Annotated in this window: 18 protein-coding genes; 11 read left to right on the forward strand and 7 right to left on the reverse strand. The window is 59.8% G+C overall.

The window, feature by feature from the left end:
* The first annotated feature begins 320 nt into the window (after nucleotides 1-320).
* The 5 genes from dnaA (at nucleotide 321) to ACHMXK_RS21960 (ending at nucleotide 7,573) form a co-directional block, all read left to right on the forward strand.
* A complete protein-coding gene (dnaA, locus tag ACHMXK_RS21940; RefSeq protein WP_397442806.1) occupies nucleotides 321-1,715 on the forward strand; it encodes a chromosomal replication initiator protein DnaA in 1,395 nt (464 codons plus the stop codon).
* A gap of 270 nt (nucleotides 1,716-1,985) precedes the next feature.
* Nucleotides 1,986-3,092 carry a DNA polymerase III subunit beta gene (gene dnaN / locus ACHMXK_RS21945; RefSeq protein WP_318403908.1) on the forward strand — a complete coding sequence of 369 codons (1,107 nt, stop codon included), beginning with the start codon at nucleotides 1,986-1,988 and terminating at the stop codon, nucleotides 3,090-3,092.
* Nucleotides 3,093-3,195: 103 nt separating this feature from the next.
* Nucleotides 3,196-5,823: a DNA topoisomerase (ATP-hydrolyzing) subunit B gene (gene gyrB / locus ACHMXK_RS21950; RefSeq protein WP_397442807.1), complete on the forward strand. Its 2,628-nt coding sequence runs from the start codon at nucleotides 3,196-3,198 to the stop codon at nucleotides 5,821-5,823.
* Nucleotides 5,824-5,869: 46 nt separating this feature from the next.
* The gene (locus tag ACHMXK_RS21955) at nucleotides 5,870-6,868 is read left to right on the forward strand and encodes an HNH endonuclease (RefSeq protein ID WP_397442808.1); all 999 of its coding nucleotides are present in this window, start codon (nucleotides 5,870-5,872) and stop codon (nucleotides 6,866-6,868) included.
* A 93-nt stretch (nucleotides 6,869-6,961) separates the two neighbouring features.
* Entirely contained in the window at nucleotides 6,962-7,573 is a 612-nt protein-coding gene (locus ACHMXK_RS21960; RefSeq protein WP_397442810.1) for a PolC-type DNA polymerase III, read from the forward strand.
* A 164-nt stretch (nucleotides 7,574-7,737) separates the two neighbouring features.
* Here the strand turns inward: ACHMXK_RS21960 and ACHMXK_RS21965 are convergent, their stop codons facing one another.
* On the reverse strand, nucleotides 7,738-8,370 hold the full coding sequence (locus tag ACHMXK_RS21965) for a hypothetical protein (RefSeq protein ID WP_397442811.1): 633 nt from the start codon (nucleotides 8,368-8,370) through the stop codon (nucleotides 7,738-7,740).
* A 202-nt stretch (nucleotides 8,371-8,572) separates the two neighbouring features.
* On the opposite strand from ACHMXK_RS21965, the gene ACHMXK_RS21970 reads away from it, so the two are divergent.
* The 5 genes from ACHMXK_RS21970 (at nucleotide 8,573) to ACHMXK_RS21990 (ending at nucleotide 12,971) form a co-directional block, all read left to right on the forward strand.
* Nucleotides 8,573-9,151, forward strand: a complete 579-nt coding sequence (locus tag ACHMXK_RS21970; protein ID WP_397442812.1) for an NnrU family protein — start codon at nucleotides 8,573-8,575, stop codon at nucleotides 9,149-9,151.
* Nucleotides 9,152-9,282: 131 nt separating this feature from the next.
* The gene (locus ACHMXK_RS21975) at nucleotides 9,283-10,584 is read left to right on the forward strand and encodes a M20/M25/M40 family metallo-hydrolase (RefSeq protein ID WP_397442813.1); all 1,302 of its coding nucleotides are present in this window, start codon (nucleotides 9,283-9,285) and stop codon (nucleotides 10,582-10,584) included.
* A 31-nt stretch (nucleotides 10,585-10,615) separates the two neighbouring features.
* The gene (locus ACHMXK_RS21980; RefSeq protein WP_397442814.1) at nucleotides 10,616-11,038 is read left to right on the forward strand and encodes a hypothetical protein; all 423 of its coding nucleotides are present in this window, start codon (nucleotides 10,616-10,618) and stop codon (nucleotides 11,036-11,038) included.
* Nucleotides 11,035-11,748: an ABC transporter ATP-binding protein gene (locus tag ACHMXK_RS21985; protein ID WP_397442815.1), complete on the forward strand. Its 714-nt coding sequence runs from the start codon at nucleotides 11,035-11,037 to the stop codon at nucleotides 11,746-11,748. Before ACHMXK_RS21980 ends, ACHMXK_RS21985 begins: the two co-directional genes overlap by 4 nt.
* Nucleotides 11,745-12,971, forward strand: a complete 1,227-nt coding sequence (locus ACHMXK_RS21990) for an FtsX-like permease family protein (protein ID WP_397442816.1) — start codon at nucleotides 11,745-11,747, stop codon at nucleotides 12,969-12,971. The genes ACHMXK_RS21985 and ACHMXK_RS21990 overlap by 4 nt, the downstream gene beginning before the upstream one ends.
* 10 nt (nucleotides 12,972-12,981) lie before the next feature.
* Here ACHMXK_RS21990 and ACHMXK_RS21995 read toward each other — a convergent pair whose 3' ends face one another.
* The 3 genes from ACHMXK_RS21995 to ACHMXK_RS22005 all read right to left on the reverse strand — a co-directional run bounded on the left by ACHMXK_RS21995 (nucleotide 12,982) and on the right by ACHMXK_RS22005 (nucleotide 15,759).
* Nucleotides 12,982-13,956, reverse strand: coding sequence for a magnesium and cobalt transport protein CorA (locus ACHMXK_RS21995; RefSeq protein WP_397442817.1), 975 nt, complete (start codon nucleotides 13,954-13,956; stop codon nucleotides 12,982-12,984).
* 39 nt (nucleotides 13,957-13,995) lie between these two features.
* Nucleotides 13,996-14,811, reverse strand: coding sequence for an alpha/beta hydrolase (locus ACHMXK_RS22000; RefSeq protein ID WP_397442818.1), 816 nt, complete (start codon nucleotides 14,809-14,811; stop codon nucleotides 13,996-13,998).
* A gap of 141 nt (nucleotides 14,812-14,952) precedes the next feature.
* Nucleotides 14,953-15,759, reverse strand: a complete 807-nt coding sequence (locus ACHMXK_RS22005; RefSeq protein WP_397442819.1) for an alpha/beta fold hydrolase — start codon at nucleotides 15,757-15,759, stop codon at nucleotides 14,953-14,955.
* 195 nt (nucleotides 15,760-15,954) lie between these two features.
* Between ACHMXK_RS22005 and ACHMXK_RS22010 the strand changes: the two genes are divergently transcribed.
* Nucleotides 15,955-16,296, forward strand: coding sequence for a carboxymuconolactone decarboxylase family protein (locus tag ACHMXK_RS22010; protein WP_397442820.1), 342 nt, complete (start codon nucleotides 15,955-15,957; stop codon nucleotides 16,294-16,296).
* Nucleotides 16,297-16,437: 141 nt separating this feature from the next.
* On the opposite strand, the gene minE is transcribed toward ACHMXK_RS22010, so the two are convergent.
* The 3 genes from minE to minC form a co-directional block, all read right to left on the reverse strand.
* Complete coding sequence (minE, locus tag ACHMXK_RS22015) at nucleotides 16,438-16,698, reverse strand: cell division topological specificity factor MinE (protein WP_318403925.1); 261 nt, start codon at nucleotides 16,696-16,698, stop codon at nucleotides 16,438-16,440.
* 6 nt (nucleotides 16,699-16,704) lie between these two features.
* Nucleotides 16,705-17,520, reverse strand: a complete 816-nt coding sequence (gene minD, locus ACHMXK_RS22020; protein ID WP_397442821.1) for a septum site-determining protein MinD — start codon at nucleotides 17,518-17,520, stop codon at nucleotides 16,705-16,707.
* A 165-nt stretch (nucleotides 17,521-17,685) separates the two neighbouring features.
* Nucleotides 17,686-18,441, reverse strand: a complete 756-nt coding sequence (gene minC, locus ACHMXK_RS22025) for a septum site-determining protein MinC (RefSeq protein ID WP_397442822.1) — start codon at nucleotides 18,439-18,441, stop codon at nucleotides 17,686-17,688.
* Between the last annotated feature and the right edge of the window lie 88 nt (nucleotides 18,442-18,529).

The raw sequence follows: 18,529 nt of genomic DNA on the forward strand, positions 1-18,529 counted from the left end.
TTTGGGGCTTCACAGTGTAAAAAAGTAATTCAAAAGTGTTAATTTCATATCACGACGGATTTCTTTTGATTGCCTCTGTTTTGGTCAATGACCCTGTTTTTCTTCGGACATCCGTGTACGAAAACGCAGGCTCAAAAATAAGAGGCTGGCCTTGGCGCTAACACAAAAAGAAGGGGACAGCGGTTTGGGACTAGGTTGAAACCCGGGGGAGATTTTTGTGGATAACTAGGCCAGCCGACTACAATGCGGGGTGCCAAAATTTAATAATATCCACAAGCAAAAGCATGCTGGCTACTGCGACCAACCAGCCAGAACCGCGTATGAGTGAGGGATCCGTTCTCAGTTCCAGCCAGGACCTGTGGCAAAGCTGTGTAGATCATCTGGCTCAGGAGTTGCCTGAGCAGCAGTTCAACGCCTGGATCCGTCCACTGGTGGCCGAGGTCGCCACCGATCTGTCCAAAGTCACGATTCAAGTCGGCAACCGTTTCAAGCTCGACTGGATTCGTGCGCAATATGCCGGCCGCATCTCCGCCCTGCTGGAAAAAATCTCCGGCCACAGCATTCCGCTTGAACTGGCGTTGGCCCAGCGCGAAGCCGTGGTCCGTTCAGCGCCGCTGACCCGCAGCTTTGAAGGCAACGGGGTGTCCGAGCCCGTTGGGCTGGGTGTGCCCGAAGAAGCACCGGGTGCGCCTTTCAAAAGCCGGCTGAATACCGCGCTGACCTTTGACACCTTGATCGAAGGCACGGCCAACCGCATGGGCCGCGCTGCCGCCATGCATGTCTCCAGCAGCCTGGGCCAGCTTTACAACCCGCTGTTTATTTATGGCGGCGTCGGTCTGGGCAAAACCCACTTGATGCATGCCATCGGCAACAAGCTGATGGCCGACAACCCGGCGGCCAAGGTGCTTTACATCCATGCCGAGCAATTTGTCTCGGATGTGGTGAAAGCCTACCAGCGCAAGACTTTCGACGAGTTCAAAGAGCGTTATCACTCGCTGGACCTCTTGTTGATCGACGACGTGCAGTTTCTGGCCAACAAGGACAGGACACAGGAAGAGTTTTTCAACGCCTTTGAGGCCTTGCTGACCAAAAAATCACACATTGTGATGACCAGCGACACCTATCCCAAGGGTTTGACGGACATCCATGAGCGCCTGGTGTCACGTTTTGACTCTGGCCTGACGGTGGCGATTGAGCCGCCTGAACTGGAAATGCGCGTGGCGATTCTGATCCGCAAAGCCGAGGCCGAAGGCACGGTGATGCCGGAAGAGGTGGCGTTTTTTGTTGCCAAAAACGTGCGTTCCAACGTGCGTGAGCTGGAAGGCGCCCTGCGCAAAATCCTGGCGTATTCGCGTTTCAACCTCAAGGAAATCTCCATCCAGCTGGCCCGGGAAGCGTTGCGTGACCTGTTGTCGATTCAAAACCGCCAGATCTCGGTCGAGAACATCCAGAAGACCGTGGCCGACTATTACAAGATCAAGGTCGCCGACATGTATTCGAAAAAGCGCCCGGCCAGCATTGCCCGGCCGCGCCAGATCGCCATGTACCTGGCCAAGGAACTGACGCAGAAGAGCCTGCCCGAGATCGGCGAGCTGTTTGGCGGCCGCGACCACACCACGGTGTTGCATGCGGTGCGCAAAATGGCGGCCGAGCGCCAGCAGATGACCGAGCTCAACCAGCAATTACATGTGCTGGAACAAACCCTGAAAGGCTGACATGACACATGTTTCAGCCGCTTTCCCCCGGTTCCAGGCCTGCCTGACAACCATGGGGACAACTTTTGAAGAACTGATGGCTTATCCACAGCGAGGCTGGATTTCCAAAAGTTGTTCATACCGGACAGCAGGGTTAAGGCGTCGTCTGACCACAAGGTTAAACAAACGCCAAGTCCTTGATCAAAAAGAAGAAAATAGACCTGTCCACAGATGGGTGCTGCCCTTATCTACTACTACTAATTTGAATTAAAGAAATAAGAGGTTAAGACAGTGATCGTTCTCAAAGCTACTCAGGATAAAGTTTTGGCAGTTCTGCAATCGGTTGCAGGCATCGTGGAGCGCCGGCATACCTTGCCCATCCTGGCCAATGTGTTGATCCGCAAAACCGGATCGCAATTGCAGCTGACGACCAGCGATCTTGAAATTCAGATCCGCACCACGGCCGAGCTGGATGGCGACACCGGCAACTTCACGACCACCGTGGGTGCGCGCAAACTCATCGACATCCTGCGTTCCATGCCCAGCGACCAGACCGTGTCGCTGGAGTCGGCGCAGAACAAGCTGATCCTGAAAGGCGGCAAAAGCCGTTTCACGCTGCAGACCTTGCCGGCCGAAGACTTTCCGCTGGTGCAGGAAGCCGCCAATTTCGGCCCCAGCTTCTCGGTGCCGCAAAAAGTCCTGAAAGAGCTGCTGAACCAGGTTTCGTTTGCGATGGCGGTGCACGACATTCGTTACTACCTCAACGGCATCTTGTTTGTTGCTGAAGGCAAACAGCTCAGCCTGGTCGCCACCGACGGCCACCGCCTGGCCTTTTCGTCGGCCACGCTGGACGTTGAAGTGCCGCGCCAGGAAGTGATCCTGCCGCGCAAGACGGTGCTGGAAATGCAACGTCTGCTCAACGACAAAGAAGGCGCGATCGAGATGCAGTTCGCCGGCAACCAGGCCAAGTTTTCTTTCGAAGGCATGGAGTTTGTGACCAAGCTGGTCGAAGGCAAATTCCCGGACTACAACCGCGTGATTCCTAAGAACCACAAAAACATCGTCACCCTGGGCCGCGTGCCGCTGCTGGCCTCGCTGCAGCGCACCGCCATTTTGACCAGCGAGAAGTTCAAGGGCGTGCGCCTGAACATCGAACCCGGCACCCTGCGTGTGGCGTCCAACAACGCCGAGCAGGAAGAAGCGGTGGATGAACTCGACATCGACTACGGTGGTGACGCCATCGAAATCGGCTTCAATGTGACCTACCTGATCGATGCGCTGGCCAACATGGACCAGGACATGGTGAAGATCGAGCTGGCGGACTCCAACAGCTCGGCCTTGTTGACCATTCCGGACAATGCGGCGTTCAAATACGTCGTGATGCCGATGCGGATTTAAGCAAAAAAGACCTGTTATTCCGGCCCGCAATGACAGTCAGCGTAAAACCCGATCTGCCCTCAAAAGCAGCTTGGGTCATTCAAGAGATTGAGAAAAGTTAGTTATGACCGAAGCAAATCACTCCAGCGATGCCACTCCCAAAGAGGCCGGCCGTGAAATTGAAGGTGTTCATTCCGGTGAGGGCGGCGAGGGCAGTTCCAATTTCCAGCCCAAGATCGACTCCAACCAGGCCGGCGCATCCGAAGGCTACGGCGAAGGTTCGATCCAGATCCTGGAAGGCCTGGAGGCCGTGCGCAAACGTCCCGGCATGTACATCGGCGACACCTCGGACGGCACCGGTTTGCACCACCTGGTGTTCGAGGTGGTCGACAACTCCATCGATGAATCGCTGGCCGGTCATTGCGACGACATCATGGTCACCATCCATCTGGACAACTCCATCAGCGTGGTGGACAACGGCCGGGGCATCCCGACCGGCATCAAGATGGACGACAAACACGAGCCCAAACGGTCCGCGGCTGAAATTGCGCTGACCGAGCTGCATGCCGGCGGCAAGTTCAACCAGAACAGCTACAAGGTCTCGGGTGGTTTGCACGGCGTGGGTGTGAGCTGCGTGAACGCGCTGTCCAAAATGCTGCGCCTGACGATTCGCCGCGAAGGCAAAGTCCATGTGATGGAGTTTTCCAAGGGTTTTGTGCAGAACCGCATCATCGAAAAAATCGACGGTGTCGAGGTTTCGCCCATGCAGATCCTGGGTGACACCGACAAACGCGGCACCGAGGTGCACTTTTTGCCGGACACCGACATCTTTCAGCAGAACAACGATTTCCATTACGAAATCCTGAGCAAACGCCTGCGCGAGCTGAGCTTTTTGAACAACGGCGTGAAGATCCGCCTGAAGGACGAGCGCAGCGGCAAGGAAGACGACTTTGCCGGCGCCGGCGGCGTCACCGGTTTTGTCAACTTCATCAACAAAGGCAAGACGGTTCTGCACCCCAACGTGTTCCACGCCATGGGCGACCGCCAGAGCGACCAGAACACCAACATTGGCGTCGAAGTGGCGATGCAGTGGAACAGCGGCTACAACGAACAAGTCCTGTGTTTCACCAACAACATTCCGCAGCGTGACGGCGGCACCCACCTGACCGGCTTGCGCGCCGCGATGACACGGGTGATCAACAAATACATCGACGACAGCGAGCTGGCCAAAAAAGCCAAGGTCGAGGTCACCGGCGACGACATGCGTGAAGGCCTGTGCTGCGTGTTGAGTGTCAAGGTGCCCGAGCCCAAGTTCTCCAGCCAGACCAAAGACAAGCTGGTGTCCAGCGAGGTGCGTGGCCCGGTCGAAGACATCGTCAGCAAGCTGCTGACCGACTACCTGCAGGAACGCCCGAACGACGCCAAAATCATCGTCGGCAAAATCATTGAAGCCGCCCGCGCCCGCGAAGCCGCGCGCAAGGCCCGCGACATGACACGCCGCAAAGGTGTGCTGGACGGCATGGGCCTGCCCGGCAAGCTGGCCGACTGCCAGGAGAAAGACCCGGCGCTGTGCGAAATTTACATCGTCGAGGGTGACTCCGCCGGTGGCTCTGCCAAACAGGGCCGCGACCGCAAGTTCCAGGCGATTTTGCCGCTGCGCGGCAAGATTTTGAACGTGGAAAAAGCCCGTTATGAAAAACTGCTGACCAGCAACGAAATCTTGACGCTCATCACGGCGCTTGGCACCGGCATCGGCAAGGCCGGAGGCAGTACTGGCAACGATGACTTCAACGTCGCCAAGCTGCGTTACCACCGCATCATCATCATGACCGACGCCGACGTGGACGGCGCGCACATCCGCACCTTGCTGCTGACCTTTTTCTATCGCCAGATGCCTGAGCTGGTGGAGCGTGGCCACATCTACATTGCGCAGCCGCCGTTGTACAAGGTCAAGTCGGGCAAGGAAGAGCAATACCTCAAAGACGGCCCGGCCCTCGACAGCTTCCTGCTGAAAATTGCGCTGAAAGATGCCGTGGTGCAAACCGGCGCCGACCCCACCAATGGCCAGGGCACGGTGCTGACTGGCGACACGCTGGCCGAACTGGCGCGCAAGCATCAGTTGGCTGAATCCGTCATCGCGCGTCTGCGTGGCTACATGGACGCCGAAGCGCTCAAAGCCATCGCTGACGGCGTGGCCTTGAACCTGGACACAGTGGAAGACGCTGAACGTTCAGCCGCCGCGCTGCAGGCGCAGTTGCCCACGGCTGAAGTGGCCGGTGAGTTTGACGCCCGCAACGACAAGCCGATTCTGCGCATCAGCCGCCGCCACCACGGCAACGTCAAGAGCAGCGTGTTGACGCAAGATTTTGTGCACGGCGCCGACTACGCGGCCCTGGCCGAAGCGGCCTCCACCTTCAAGGGTTTGATGAGCGAAGGCGCCAAAGTCACACGTGGTGAGGGTGATCGCCAGAAGGAAGAAAAAGTCGAGACCTTCCGCGATGCCATGGCCTGGTTGATCCTGCAGGCCGAAGGCGCCACCGCACGCCAGCGCTACAAAGGCCTGGGTGAAATGAACCCCGCCCAGCTCTGGGAAACCACCATGGACCCCGCTGTGCGCCGCTTGTTGCGCGTGCAGATCGACGACGCGATCGAAGCCGATCACGTGTTCACCATGTTGATGGGCGACGAGGTCGAGCCGCGCCGAGAGTTCATCGAGGCGAATGCCTTGCGGGCTGCAAATATCGACGTTTGATTCAGAAATTGATGAACTCACCTGTAGCGGAATAGCGCAAGCAACTATGCGTTATTGGTGGGTAAATCAAAATCAGACTTACAAACACGAGGTGCCGGGAGGGTACCTCTGGTCGCCAAAAACCAAGGCGAATGGCGCGAGAAATCCGTTCTACGAGTTCATGCGGGAAGTTTCTCCCGGCGACGTGATTTTCTCGTTCTGCGATACCGTTATTAAAGCAATTGGTATTGCCCAATCTCACGCATACGAAGCCCCTAAGCCACTGGAATTCGGTGCGGTTGGCGCCTATTGGGACTTGGTGGGATGGCGAGTTGAGGTTCGTTTTTCCGAACTTCATGGACCGATAAAGCCGGCGGAGCATATGGATCTTTTAAGACCATATTTGGCCCCAAAATACGCCCCTTTGAGAGCTAATGGACATGGTCAGCAGAGTACTTATCTCACGGAACTGTCCGTCTCTCTGGGCAGTTTGTTGGTTGACCTCATTGGGACTCAAGGCCGCGCTATTGTTCAGAACTGGCGGGTCGAGGAATTCTCGTTAACCACTCCTAATCTCGGGCAGCTAGTCTGGGAGGAACATCAGCTCACATTGGTTAGAAGCAATGAACTTCTGAGGGAGACCGAGAAACAAGCAATCGTTCTTGCCAGACGAGGTCAGGGGTTGTTTCGTCAGCGTGTTGCCTCGGTGGAGCGCGCATGTAGGGTGACACGGGTTTCACAACCGGAGTACTTACGTGCGAGTCACAGCAAGCCGTGGCGTGACTCTAACAATGAGGAACGGCTCGATGGTGAGAATGGTTTGCTGCTGACCCCTGATGTTGATTCTCTGTTTGACCGTGGGTTTCTCAGTTTCGAAGACAACGGTGACGTATTGGTATCACCCGTTGCGAACCGGCCTGCAATGGCGAAGATGGGTTTGAGCGCAGACTTACTTAGCAATGTGGGCGCCTTTTCGGAAGGGCAGAAGAAATTCCTCCAGTTTCATCGTGAGAAAATTTTTCTCGAAGCGAAAGTTGCGAAGTCGCGAGCATCTAGAACGGGCTAAAAGCATTTTCAGAGCGGGCGGCAGCCATATGCTTACCTTCGACAAGGCCGCGATGCGTACCGCCAACATGACGCTTTGGTCTGAGCGCTGCACATGAGCCTCATCGCCGTCATCGACTTTGAAACCACCGGCCTGTCGCCGGCCATGGGCGATCGCGCCACCGAGGTGGCCATCGTGCTGGTCGAGGGTGGCCAGGTGGTGGACCGCTTTCAGAGTTTGATGAATGCGGGGGTGCATATCCCGGCCTTCATCACCAGCCTCACGGGTATCAGCAACGCCATGGTGGCAGCGGCGCCCGATGCCGCCACCGTCATGACCGAAGCCAATCGTTTTGTCGGCGCTACGCCCATGGTTGCGCACAACGCTGCTTTTGACCGCAAGTTCTGGGAGGCTGAGTTAACGCGCGCGGGCGTCACTGCGGTGCAGCCGTTCGCCTGTACCTTGCTGGTGTCGCGAAGGTTGTATCCCCAAGTACCCAGCCACAAACTGGGCGTGTTGGTGGACTACCACCGGCTGCCGCGTGGCGGTCGCGCTCACCGGGCGCTGGCGGATGCGGAAATGGCGGCGGCCTTGCTGGGCCAGATTCAGAACGACCTGCGCAGCCGTCACGGCGTGGCCAGACCGGACCATGCTTTGCTGATGGCCTTGCAGCGTTGCGCCAAACCGGCGGTGCGGGCGTTCATGGCGCAATACGCGGGCGCCTGAGTTGCGGCGGCATGCCTGCTTCGGAAAGACAGTTGGAATGCTATTAATTCAATAGCTTACTTCGAGCAATATACAAGGGCCGGAGACCGAATACGCTCAAAGTTTCGACTCCAAATCGCTCACCCGGTTCTTTCTGTCGGTACGCCTGCGCTGCCTAGAGAGTTTTACTGGCAAGGAATGCGAAACTGTTCATCCCTTAACTTCTTTCGCTCTCCTCTTATCCAGTCTTGCATTTGCCCGCTGTGCGGTTGACGTGCCATGGCATCTAGCCCCTTGATTTGCGCATCAATGGCTTCGCATTGAGCCTTGCTGTTGTCAATCGAGGGCGCGCTTTGCGTGACAACGATTTCCTGGCTGAAAGTCGTTTCCGTGGAGGTGACCGTCGGCGGCCGGGCGGCCACCATCAGGTTGTGATCAGCTCGGGTTGTGACTTGGCTGGTGACGGCGCCATGCGCGCAGGAGTTGTCGCCATAAGTGGTTTTTCCATTCACGACGCACTTGGTGACGGTGCGGGTGTTGCTTGTCGCGTCAGACTCGTTTTGATAGGTGGGTGTTTGCGGAGATGGTGGAACTGGCGGTTCAGCAGGACGGGGCATAGTCGCGATGGGTGCGACGGGCTTTTGGCTGGCGATGCCCGCTGCGCGCTGGTTGAGCTTCCAGTCGGCTGCTTTGTAGATGACGAAGAGAAGGATCACAAAAATGAACACCTTGCTCAACGTGCTGAAGCGATCGGGGGGCGGGCTGAAAGGGCGCTGGCGATCTTTGTCGTGCATGTAGTCGCGGTCCATCAAGCCCATGGTTGCCTCCTGCATTTTTGTGTTTATGGCTCAACGATAACGCACACCGCGTATCGGTTAATGGTGCCTTGGCTGAAGAGAGCGCGAGTTGCAAGCCAAATCGACCTCCAGCCCTTTACTCATGTGCACTATCAGCTATTTATTTGGTAGCGTCTCAAGCTAGACACGTTCATAATCGCGCTCAAACTTCAAGGGGCATGTGATGGCGATATTGATTCTGGGACTGGTTATTTTTCTGGGTGTGCATTCCACTCGCATCTTCGCGGACGACTGGCGCACGGCCATGATGGGCCGCATCGGTGAAAAGGCGTGGAAGGGCGGCTATACGCTGCTGTCCATCCTTGGTTTTGTGCTGATCGTCTGGGGCTTTAGCCTGGCGCGGCAGCAGCCGCTGCAGTTGTGGATGCCACCGCGTGGCATGCGGCATCTGGCGGCGCTGCTGACCTTGATCGCTTTTGTGTTGTTGGCCGCGACCTATGTGCCGCGCAATGTGATCAAGGCGCGGCTGCACCACCCCATGGTGCTGTCGGTCAAGGTCTGGGCACTGGCGCATTTGCTGGCCAATGGCAACCTGGCGCATGTGCTGTTGTTTGGGGCTTTTCTGGTGTGGGCGGCGCTGAGTTTTCGTGCAGCACGTGCGCGTGATAGCGCGGCGGGGACGCTGTACCCGGCGGGCACGGCGGCCGGCACGTTGGCCACGGTGGTCGTGGGGATTGCGGCCTGGGCAGTGTTTGCCTTCTGGGCGCATGGCCTGCTGATCGGTATCCGGCCTATTGGTTGAGGCTTGATGTAGCATCGCGATGCGCCATGGCATACACATTGCGTGTGTACGGTCACCGGTCTTAAAACCGGGACAAGATTTATCATCCACGGCGCTGATAAAAATTATTCATTTGGAGAAAGTTTAAGTTTATGCACATCGCAGTTCGTTTTTCATCGCTGGCGCTCGCCCTGGGCGCGGCTTTTGCCGGTTCTTACGCCATGGCGCAAACCGCCAGCCACACGGCCGACATCGAGCGCATTCTGGCCAGCCCGGCCTTCAAGACGGCGGCGGCCACGATCGACAAGGAGCATGGCCGCATTGTGGAAGACGGCATCAAGTTCACCGAAATTCCTGCGCCGCCGTTCAAGGAAGAAGCCCGCGCCAAGGAGTTTGCCAAGATGCTCAAGGCGGTGGGCCTGGCCGATGTGAAAATTGACGAAGAAGGCAATGTGACCGCGCTGCGCAAGGGCACACGCAGCGACGGCAAAGTTGTGGTGGTGTCCGCCCATCTGGACACGGTGTTTCCGGCCGGGACCGATGTGAAGGTCAAACGCCAGGGCACCAAGCTGTACGCACCGGGTGTGGGCGACGACACCATGAGCCTGGCCGTGTTGCTGGGTTTTGTGCGCGCCATGCAGGCCGGCAACATCAAGACGCGTGACGACATTTTGTTTGTCGGCACGGTGGGTGAAGAAGGCCCGGGCGATTTGCGCGGCGTGCGCCATTTGTTCACCAAGGGTGAATACAAAGACAAGATCAAGAGTTTCTTTTCGCTGGAGTCCGGCAGCGTCAGCCAGATCACCAACGGCGGTGTGGGTTCCAAACGTTATCGCGTGACCTACAGCGGTCCTGGCGGCCACAGCTTTGGTGCGTTTGGTCTGGTGAACCCGATGTTTGCGCTGGGCCAGGCGGCCAATGAGTTTTCGCGCATCCAGGTGCCGGCCACGCCCAAAACCACGTACAGCATTGGCGTGATTGGCGGCGGCACCTCGGTGAACTCGATTCCGCTGAGCGGCTGGATGGAAGTCGACATGCGTTCGGAGTCGGTCACCGAACTCAAACGTGTGGAAGAGCGCCTGCTCAAGCTGGTGCAGGAAGCCGCCGAAGGCGAAAACTTTGCGCGCTCCACCAAGGAAGGCAGGATCAAGGTCGAGGCCAAGTTGATCGGCGACCGTCCGGCCGGCAATACCGATGCCAAGTCGGACCTGGTGCAGATTGCCAAGGCGGCGATCGAGGCCGGCGGCTACAAGGTGGCTTACAACTGGAGCTCCACCGATTCCAACCTGCCCATGAGCCTGGGCATTCCCGCGATCACCATAGGCCGCATGGCTCCGGACAAGAGCGGCCGTTCGCATTCGCTGGACGAGTGGGTTGATGTGGAAAAAGAACCCATGGTCAAAGCCATGGCGACCAGCCTGAGCATTGTGCTGGCCACCACAGGCATGGAGTAAACATGAACCACAGGGTGTGGGGAGACCGCTTATGAATCGCCGTCAGCTCGCGGTTTCTCTCGCTCTGTGGCCGGTGGTGCCGGCCTTGTGGGCCGCGCCGCCGCGGATTCGGATGTTTGAGCTCTACAAAGACGATTTGAGCTTTTCAAATACCGCCAAAGAGCTCAACGGCAAAACCATCACCATCCAGGGTTTCATGGCGCCGCACCTGAAAGTCGAATCCGACTTTTTTGTGTTGTCCAACTCGCCGGTGGAGACCTGCCCGTTTTGTGCATCCGAGGACGAATGGATCAACACGATTATTTTTGTACGCATGAAAAAGCGCCAGGAAGCGGTCAAGCCCGGTGACCTGATTCAGGTGCTGGGCCGGCTGGAGATTGGGCCGCAGACCGATGCGGCGACCGGTTTTGTCAGCCGGGTGCGCCTGGTCGACGCCAGCTTTCAGCGTTTATGAGCGCGGACGTTTTGCACAGCGGGCTGAGCGCGCGCTCGGTCAGTGCTGTTTTTGCCGATGCCGGCGGCGCCAGCATCCAGGCGCTGCAGGATGTCAGCGCCGAATTTTTACCCGGCCACCTCACGGCCATCGTCGGCCCTTCGGGCTCCGGCAAAAGCACCTTGTTGCATGCGCTGGCCGGCATTGTGGTGCCGCAACAGGGCGAGATCCGTTTCGGTGCGACCGTGGTGAACCAATTTGGTGAGCGGCAACGCGATGCCTGGCGCCTGGCCCATTGCGGCATGGTGTTCCAGGACTTTCGCCTGATCGATGAACTGGATGCCTTGAGCAACACCTTGTTGCCCGCGCAGTTTCAGCGCGCACGGCTGCCCGAGGCCTTGCGCGAACGTGCGCGGGTTTTGCTCGCACGGTTTGAGGTGCCTTTGCGCGCCGGGCCGGTGGCGCGGCTGTCACGCGGCGAGCAGCAGCGGGTGGCGCTGGCACGCGCCTTGTTGCTGGACCCGCCCATCATTCTGGCCGACGAACCCACGGCCAGTCTGGACCCCGGCAACGGGCAACGCATTGCCAATGAACTCAAAGCCATGGCGCAGGCCGGCAAAACCGTGGTGACGGTCACGCACGACCACAAGTTGTCGGCCTTGGCCGACCAGGTGATACGCATGACGGCGGGACAAGTTCTTTCTCAACAGTTTGCAGACGCGGTGTCATGATGAATCCCTGGCCCGGCATTCGCGCCGCCCTCATACGTTATCGTTTCAGCGCCCTGGCGTTTGTCTTGTTGGTGGCGGCGGGTGTGACCCTGTCGGTGGCCATCGTGTCGCAAGAGCGGGCCTTGCGCAGCGGCAGCGCCCTGGCGGCGGACCGTTTCGACATGATTGTGGCGCCGCCCGGCAGCCGCACCGATGCCTTGATGACTGGCGTCTTTTTGCGGCCCGGCTCCAGCCAGTTGCTGAGCCCGACCTTGACGGCGGCGCTGCTCAACGACAGCCGCGCGAATTTTGTCTCGCCACTGGCGTTTGGTGACAGCCACCGCGGTGCACCGGTGGTGGGTGTGATCGCGGCCCTGGTCGACCATTTGTCTGGCGGGCTGGCCGAGGGCCGGTTGTTTGCGACGCGCCATGAAGCCGTGGTCGGTGCCGCGTCGGCGCTTAAGGTGGGTGACACGTTTCAGCCAACGCATGGGGTGCACCATGGCGGCGAAGAACACGGCGGTGATGACCACCTCGATGCGCATGACGCGACGGTGACCGTGGTCGGACGCATGAAGCCGACCGGCTCGCCCTGGGACAAGGCGGTGACGGTGCCGGTGGAACTGGTCTGGTCGCTGCACAACTTGCCGGCCGGCCACGCGCCTGAGTCGACACAGCTGGGTGCGCCTTTTGACGCGGCCCACACACCCGGCATTCCGGCGGCCGTGGTGCACACTGGCAACCTGGCCAATGCCTACAAATTGCGGCGTGTCTACACCGGCAAGGAGTCCATGGCGTTCTTTCCGGCTGAAGCCCTGGTGCAGTTGTATTCCATTCTGGGTGACATGCGCCAGTTGATGAGTTTGCTGGCCGTGGTGACACAGGCGCTGGTGCTCTTGTCCATCATCGCCAGCGTGTTTATTTTGTTCCGCCTCTTGATGCCGCAGTTTGTGACTTTGCGCGCCTTAGGCGCGCCGCGGCGTTTTGTGTTTGCCATGGCCTGGGGCTTCACCGCCTTGCTGGTTGGCCTGGGCGTGTTGCTCGGGTTGGCCGGCGGTTATGCGCTGTCGTTTGGCATCAGCACCTGGCTGGCGCATCTGACTGGTGTGGCCTTGCGGCCCACGCTGGGTGAGACCGAGTGGCTGATGGCGCTGGCAATTCTGGTGGTGGGCCTGGTGCTGGCTTCCTTGCCGGCCTGGCACATGCAGCGTGTGTCTTTGTCCGCGGCCATGAAAGAATATTGACGCGTCGACGCTATAACCAGCGTGCGCGTTTGAAGCCCCAATACAGCAGGGCGCAGGCGATGAGGATGGTGCTCAGCGCGATGAGGTAGCCGTACTCCCATTTGAGTTCGGGCATGTGTTCGAAGTTCATGCCCCAGACGCCGGCAAAAGCGGTCCACACCGCAAAAATACTGGCCCAGGCCGCCAGGCGTTTGGTGACTTCACTTTCCTCGATGGTGGCCATGGCCAGGTTCACCTGGATGGCGGTGGCGATGGTGTCGCGCATGGTGTCTATCAAGGCATTGATACGTGACAAATGATCCACCACGTCGCGAAAATAATCCTGCACCCCGGCGCAGATTTGCGGCACACGGCCGCCGTGCAACTTGCTGGCACCTTCCAGCAGCGGCGCCACCGCATGTTTTAACACCATGACGCGGCCTTTGAGTTCGTACAGGCGCTCGATGTTGGCGCGCGCCGTGCCTTTGGTGAAGATGTCGCGTTCTATGGTTTCCAGCGCGGTCTCGAAGCTGTCGATCACCGGAAAATAGCGGTCCACAATCGCGTCCATCAAGGCGTACAGCACAAAACCGGAGCCGTGCCGCAGCAGCTCGGGTTCACGCTCACAACGCGCACGTACGCCCAGCAGGCTGATCGAACTGCGGTTGCGCACCGACAACACATAGTTGCTGCCGGTGAAAATGTCGACCTCGCCGACATGCAGCTCCGAGGTATCGCCGGGCACGGGCTCGACCAGGTGCAACACGGAAAACAGCGAGCTGCCGTACTCCTCGATTTTCGGCCGCTGGTGGCCGTGTTGTGCGTCTTCCACCGCGAGTTCATGCAGGCCGAACTCCTGCCGCATTTCTTCCAGTTCCGCCGGCGTGGCGTCTTGCAGGGCGACCCAGACAAAGGTGTCGGGGCGGTCCAGGTAGTCGCTGATCTCGCTGATGGGAATGTCGGCGAGTTTGCTGCCGTCTTGATACACCACACAGTTGATCAGCATGCGCTTCTCCCAAAGATAAACCGCGCCTGACCTACGCGTTCAATGTGTCAGCACCCAGTTGCTGATTTTGCCGACGGCCTCGGCCTCCAGCCCGTTGAAGCCGTGGTAGGCCTTGGCTTCGCAGGGGTCGCCTTGGCTCTGGCCGCCGCTCAGGGCGATCAGTTCGGCCTTGGGGGTTTTGGCCAGCGGGGTCATCAGCAGGGGCATGTCGCTGAAGGCGCAATGTTTGCAGCCGTCTTGTGTGTGATGCACCACCAGCACCGGGATGGTCAGTTTTTCCAGCGGCATCTTGGGCACGGCGCGGCCCGTGTTGTCGGTCAGGATGGTGGCGGTCAGCACCAGGCCGTCGGGGCCGCCCGCTGCGGGGCTGAGTTCGGTGGCGACGTAGGCGGCCGACTGCGTGCCGCGGCTGGTGCCGACCAGCCACACCGGCACCGGCGCCTGCTGTTTGAGCCAGGCGATCACGGCGCGCACGTCGCTGGTGTGCTCCGGCGTTTGCCGAAAGCCGCTGAGAAAAGGTGGGGACTGGCGGTCGGAGGGCGCATCAATCACGGCAACCGCCAGGCCGGCGTCGGCAAACTGCTGGCGCGTGCGCACCAGGAAGTTGCCAGCGCCCCAGGTATAAGCGCCGCTGGCCGAGATCTGCAGGCCGCCGTGGCCGCCCGCCAGCAGGATGACCGCGGCCCTGGGCGCGGCCGGGCTGATGTAGACAAAACGCTGTGTGATACCGGGGCGGCTGGGGATGTCCACCACCTTTTGTGTGGTTTGCGCCTGCACGCCCTGGCCGGCCAGGCCCAGGCAAAGCAGCGCGGTGCTCAGGCTGTAGCGAAGCCATGTGCGGCGATGGGGTGTCATCAGCGATTCTCCGGAGTGTGTGGGCTGATTGTGTCTTGGGGGGCCGGGGGTGGCAAGCCCGCGGCTTATCAAGCAAATTGACCTCTAGCCCTTATGGGATAAGCGCAAGAAGCTACTAAAGTGATAGCGATTGGATTGACTCTAGTTGGCGACGCTGGCCTTGATCCAGGTGATGATCTCGTCGCTGGCAACACGGGGGGTGTCCAGGTGGCCGCCCGAAACTTCCAGGTATTTGTTTTTCGGGTTGGCGGGCAGTTTGTCGACGTAGTAGCTTTTGACCAGCTTGAACAGCGAGTCTTTTTCACCCACCACCGTCATCACCGGCGTGTTGGCAGGAATACGCGGGGCCGTGACCGACATTTCGGCATCCGATGTCGGGTCGAAGTAGGACAGGAAGTTTTTGGCCGTGGTGACCACGGTTTGTTGCCGGCCCTGGTTGATGTCGCTGAAACGTTCGCGCGAATCGCCCTTGCCGGCCGCCACCAGGGCACGTGCCTCATCCACGCTGTCGTGCACGGCCTTGAGGCTGGCCACGGTGTAGTAGCGCAGCGGAACGTGGCCCGGTGCCAGCAGCACCAGCGCATCAATGTCGCCCGCGCGCACCGCATGGCTGAGCGCCGCGGGCACGCCCATGCTATGACCGACGATGACGATTTGGGTCGCGCCCTGCTCGCGCAAGGTTTTCACGTGGCCGGCCATTTCGGCCATGGCTCGGTCCCAGTGGCCATCCAGGTAACGACCGCGTGACCAGGGCATGTCGGGCACGGTGGCGAGCCAGCCCTGGCGCTCGAAGGTGGCTTTCATGGGGCTGAAGTTGGGGTCCTGGTTGTTGCCCGGGCTTTTGCCGTGCAACATCAGCACGCCTATGCGCGGCTGGGCCTGGACGGCGCTGCTGCCGAAGGCGACAACAAGGAACAGGCCGAGGGCCAGGAGCAGGCGGTGGGACATGGTGTGTGCTTTCGGGTGGATCAGGCGTTGACCCTGAGCTCAATTTACCTGTGCCTGCCCGCTGCGTCAGCCGGGTTTTCACGCGGGCGCCGGCAGGCCCTGAGGCGTACAGGGGTTTGGATTTTTGGGCGGCACAGGGCCATACTGGTGGCTCAGGCGGAACGCAGGGTTCGGCCCTTCACTCGGGAGTACGCCATGCTGGATTGGGTCAAATACCGTCAGGAACTGATGGATCGCCTGGGCGAGTTTGGCAGCTTGAGCCCCGACACCCTCAGGGGTTACCAGGCGCTGTCGGGTGCGGGTCAGAAGACCGGGCACCTGGATGCGAAAACGCGCGAGTTGATTGCGCTGGCCGTGTCGGTGACGACACGTTGTGACGGCTGCATCACCGTGCATTCGGCGCAGGCGCTGAAACTGGGCGCAACGCGGGAAGAAATTGCCGAGGCGCTGGGTGTGGCCGTGGCCCTGAATGCGGGCGCGGCCATGGTGTATTCGGCCCGTGTGCTGGATGCGGTGCAGGCGCACGAAGGCAGTTAAGCCAGCGCGCGGCGATGCGGCACAGCAGCACCGGCCCGGGGCCGGTGTTTTGCCGTTTTTTCTAAGCGAAAAATGGCTCTGGCCCAGGCGTACCGGGCGCAAGCAGCTATCAAATCGGGAGCGAGCGATTCGCTCCCCGCCTCACTTGTCGGGCAGCTCGATCTTGACTTCCAGCACATCCAGGTTGTCCTGGCGTTCCAGGTGGACCTTGATGTCTTGCGGGCTGATGTTGATGTATTTGGAAATTACCGCGATCAGGTCGCGCTGCAGCGCCGGCAGGTAGTCGGGCTCGTGGCCCTGGCGGCCCGAACGTTCGTGCGCCAGGATGATTTGCAGCCGCTCTTTGGCGACGCTGGCGGTCTTTTTCTTCTCGCCGAGCAGGAAGGACAAAAATGATGCCATGGCGTTTTACTTGCCTCCAAAGACACGTTTGAAAAAGCCGGCCTTGGGTGCGTCGATAAAACGCAGCGGCTTGTCTTCCCCCATGAAACGGGCGATCACGTCCTTGTAGGCCTCGGACACGTCGCTGCCGGTCATGTGCACGGCGGGCACACCCTGGTTGGAGGCTTGCAGCACGGACTCGGACTCGGGGATCACGCCGATCAGCTTGATGCGCAGGATGTCCTTGATGTCTTCCAGCGACAACATCTGGCCCTGGTCGACGCGGCTGGGGTTGTAGCGCGTGATCAAGAGGTGTTCCTTGATCGGGTCGCCGCCTTCCATGCCGCGTTTGGTCTTGCTCGACAACATGCCCAAAATGCGGTCGGAGTCGCGCACCGAGGACACTTCCGGATTCGTCACGACCAGCGCTTCGTCGGCAAAATGCATAGCCATCAGCGCGCCGGTTTCAATGCCGGCCGGGGAGTCGCAGATGATGTATTCAAAGTCCATGGCGGCGAGGTCGTTCAGGACTTTCTCGACACCTTCCATGCTCAGGGCTTCCTTGTCGCGGGTTTGCGAGGCGGCCAGCACAAACAGGTTGTCGCACTGCTTGTCCTTGATCAGCGCCTGGTTCAGGTTGGCCTCGCCCTGGATCACGTTGATCAGGTCGTACACCACGCGGCGTTCGCAACCCATGATCAGGTCGAGGTTGCGCAGGCCGACGTCAAAGTCGATGACAGCGGTTTTGTGGCCGCGCAGTGCCAGGCCGGTTGCAAAGCTGGCGCTGGTGGTGGTTTTGCCCACGCCACCCTTGCCGGAAGTGACCACGATGATTTTTGCCATGGGTAAAAAGTCCTTTGGGAATTAACTGGTGAAGGGGTTTATGCAAGCGCCAGGCAGCGCAGAAACAAGCGTGGGGGCCTGGCCATTTTTCGCCGGGCCGCCCCAAGAAAATAAGCCCCCTAGGGGGGCAGCGAAGTACACGGAGTGACAAGCGTGGGGGCGATCTCATGCTTTGATGGACTCCATCACGAGTTTGTCGCCGCCTGGGCCGGCCACCAGGCGAACCTGCGTGGCTTGGCCCCACATGCCGTCGGGCAGGGGCACGTCGCTGGTGCGGTAAATGCCGGCGATGGAGAGCAGCTCGGGCTCCAGGCACAGGGAAAAAATTCGCGCATCGGCATTGCCGCGGGCACCGGCCATGGCTTTGCCGCGCAAGGGCGCATAGACGTGGATGTGGCCGTCGGCAATCACTTCGGCGCCGGGGTTGACCATGGCCAGCACCACCAGGTCGCGGCCGCGCGCATAGACCTGCTGGCCGGAGCGCAGCGGTTTGTCGATGATGAGGGCGCCGGGCGGCGGGGCCTCGGCCGGGGGCGGTTCCGGCTTTTGGGCGCTTGGGGGGGCGGGTTGCGACGGCGGCACATGCACACGCGCGTCCGGCGCGGCCACCAGACCGGCTGCGGCGGCCGCGGCCATCTGGGCCGGGCTGCCGCCGCGTGCGGCGATCGGTGCCACACGGTAAGGACGTATCAGCGCCACCAGCGCCGCAAAATCGATAGCTGTGTTGTCGCTGGCCAGCGGCGAGAGGTCTATGACCAGCGGGTCGTTGTCAAAAAAGTCGGGAATGTCGCCAAAACGCAGCGTCAGGTCGCGGGACAAGGCGGCCAGGTCGGTGGACTTGAGCAACAGCGCGACCAGGGGCAGGTTGGCGCTTTTGATTTCGAAGCTGGCGGGGGTGCTGGCCGGGAGGGCAACGGTCATGGGCAATAGGCGTCGCGTCGTCGCGGGAAAAACAGGAAAAATCGCTCGCTGGAAAGCGTAGCCCGAAAAGTGAAGAATCTTAACAGCG

Source organism: Polaromonas sp. UC242_47 (assembly GCF_044452385.1).
In the GTDB taxonomy this organism is placed as follows: Bacteria; Pseudomonadota; Gammaproteobacteria; order Burkholderiales; family Burkholderiaceae_C; genus Polaromonas.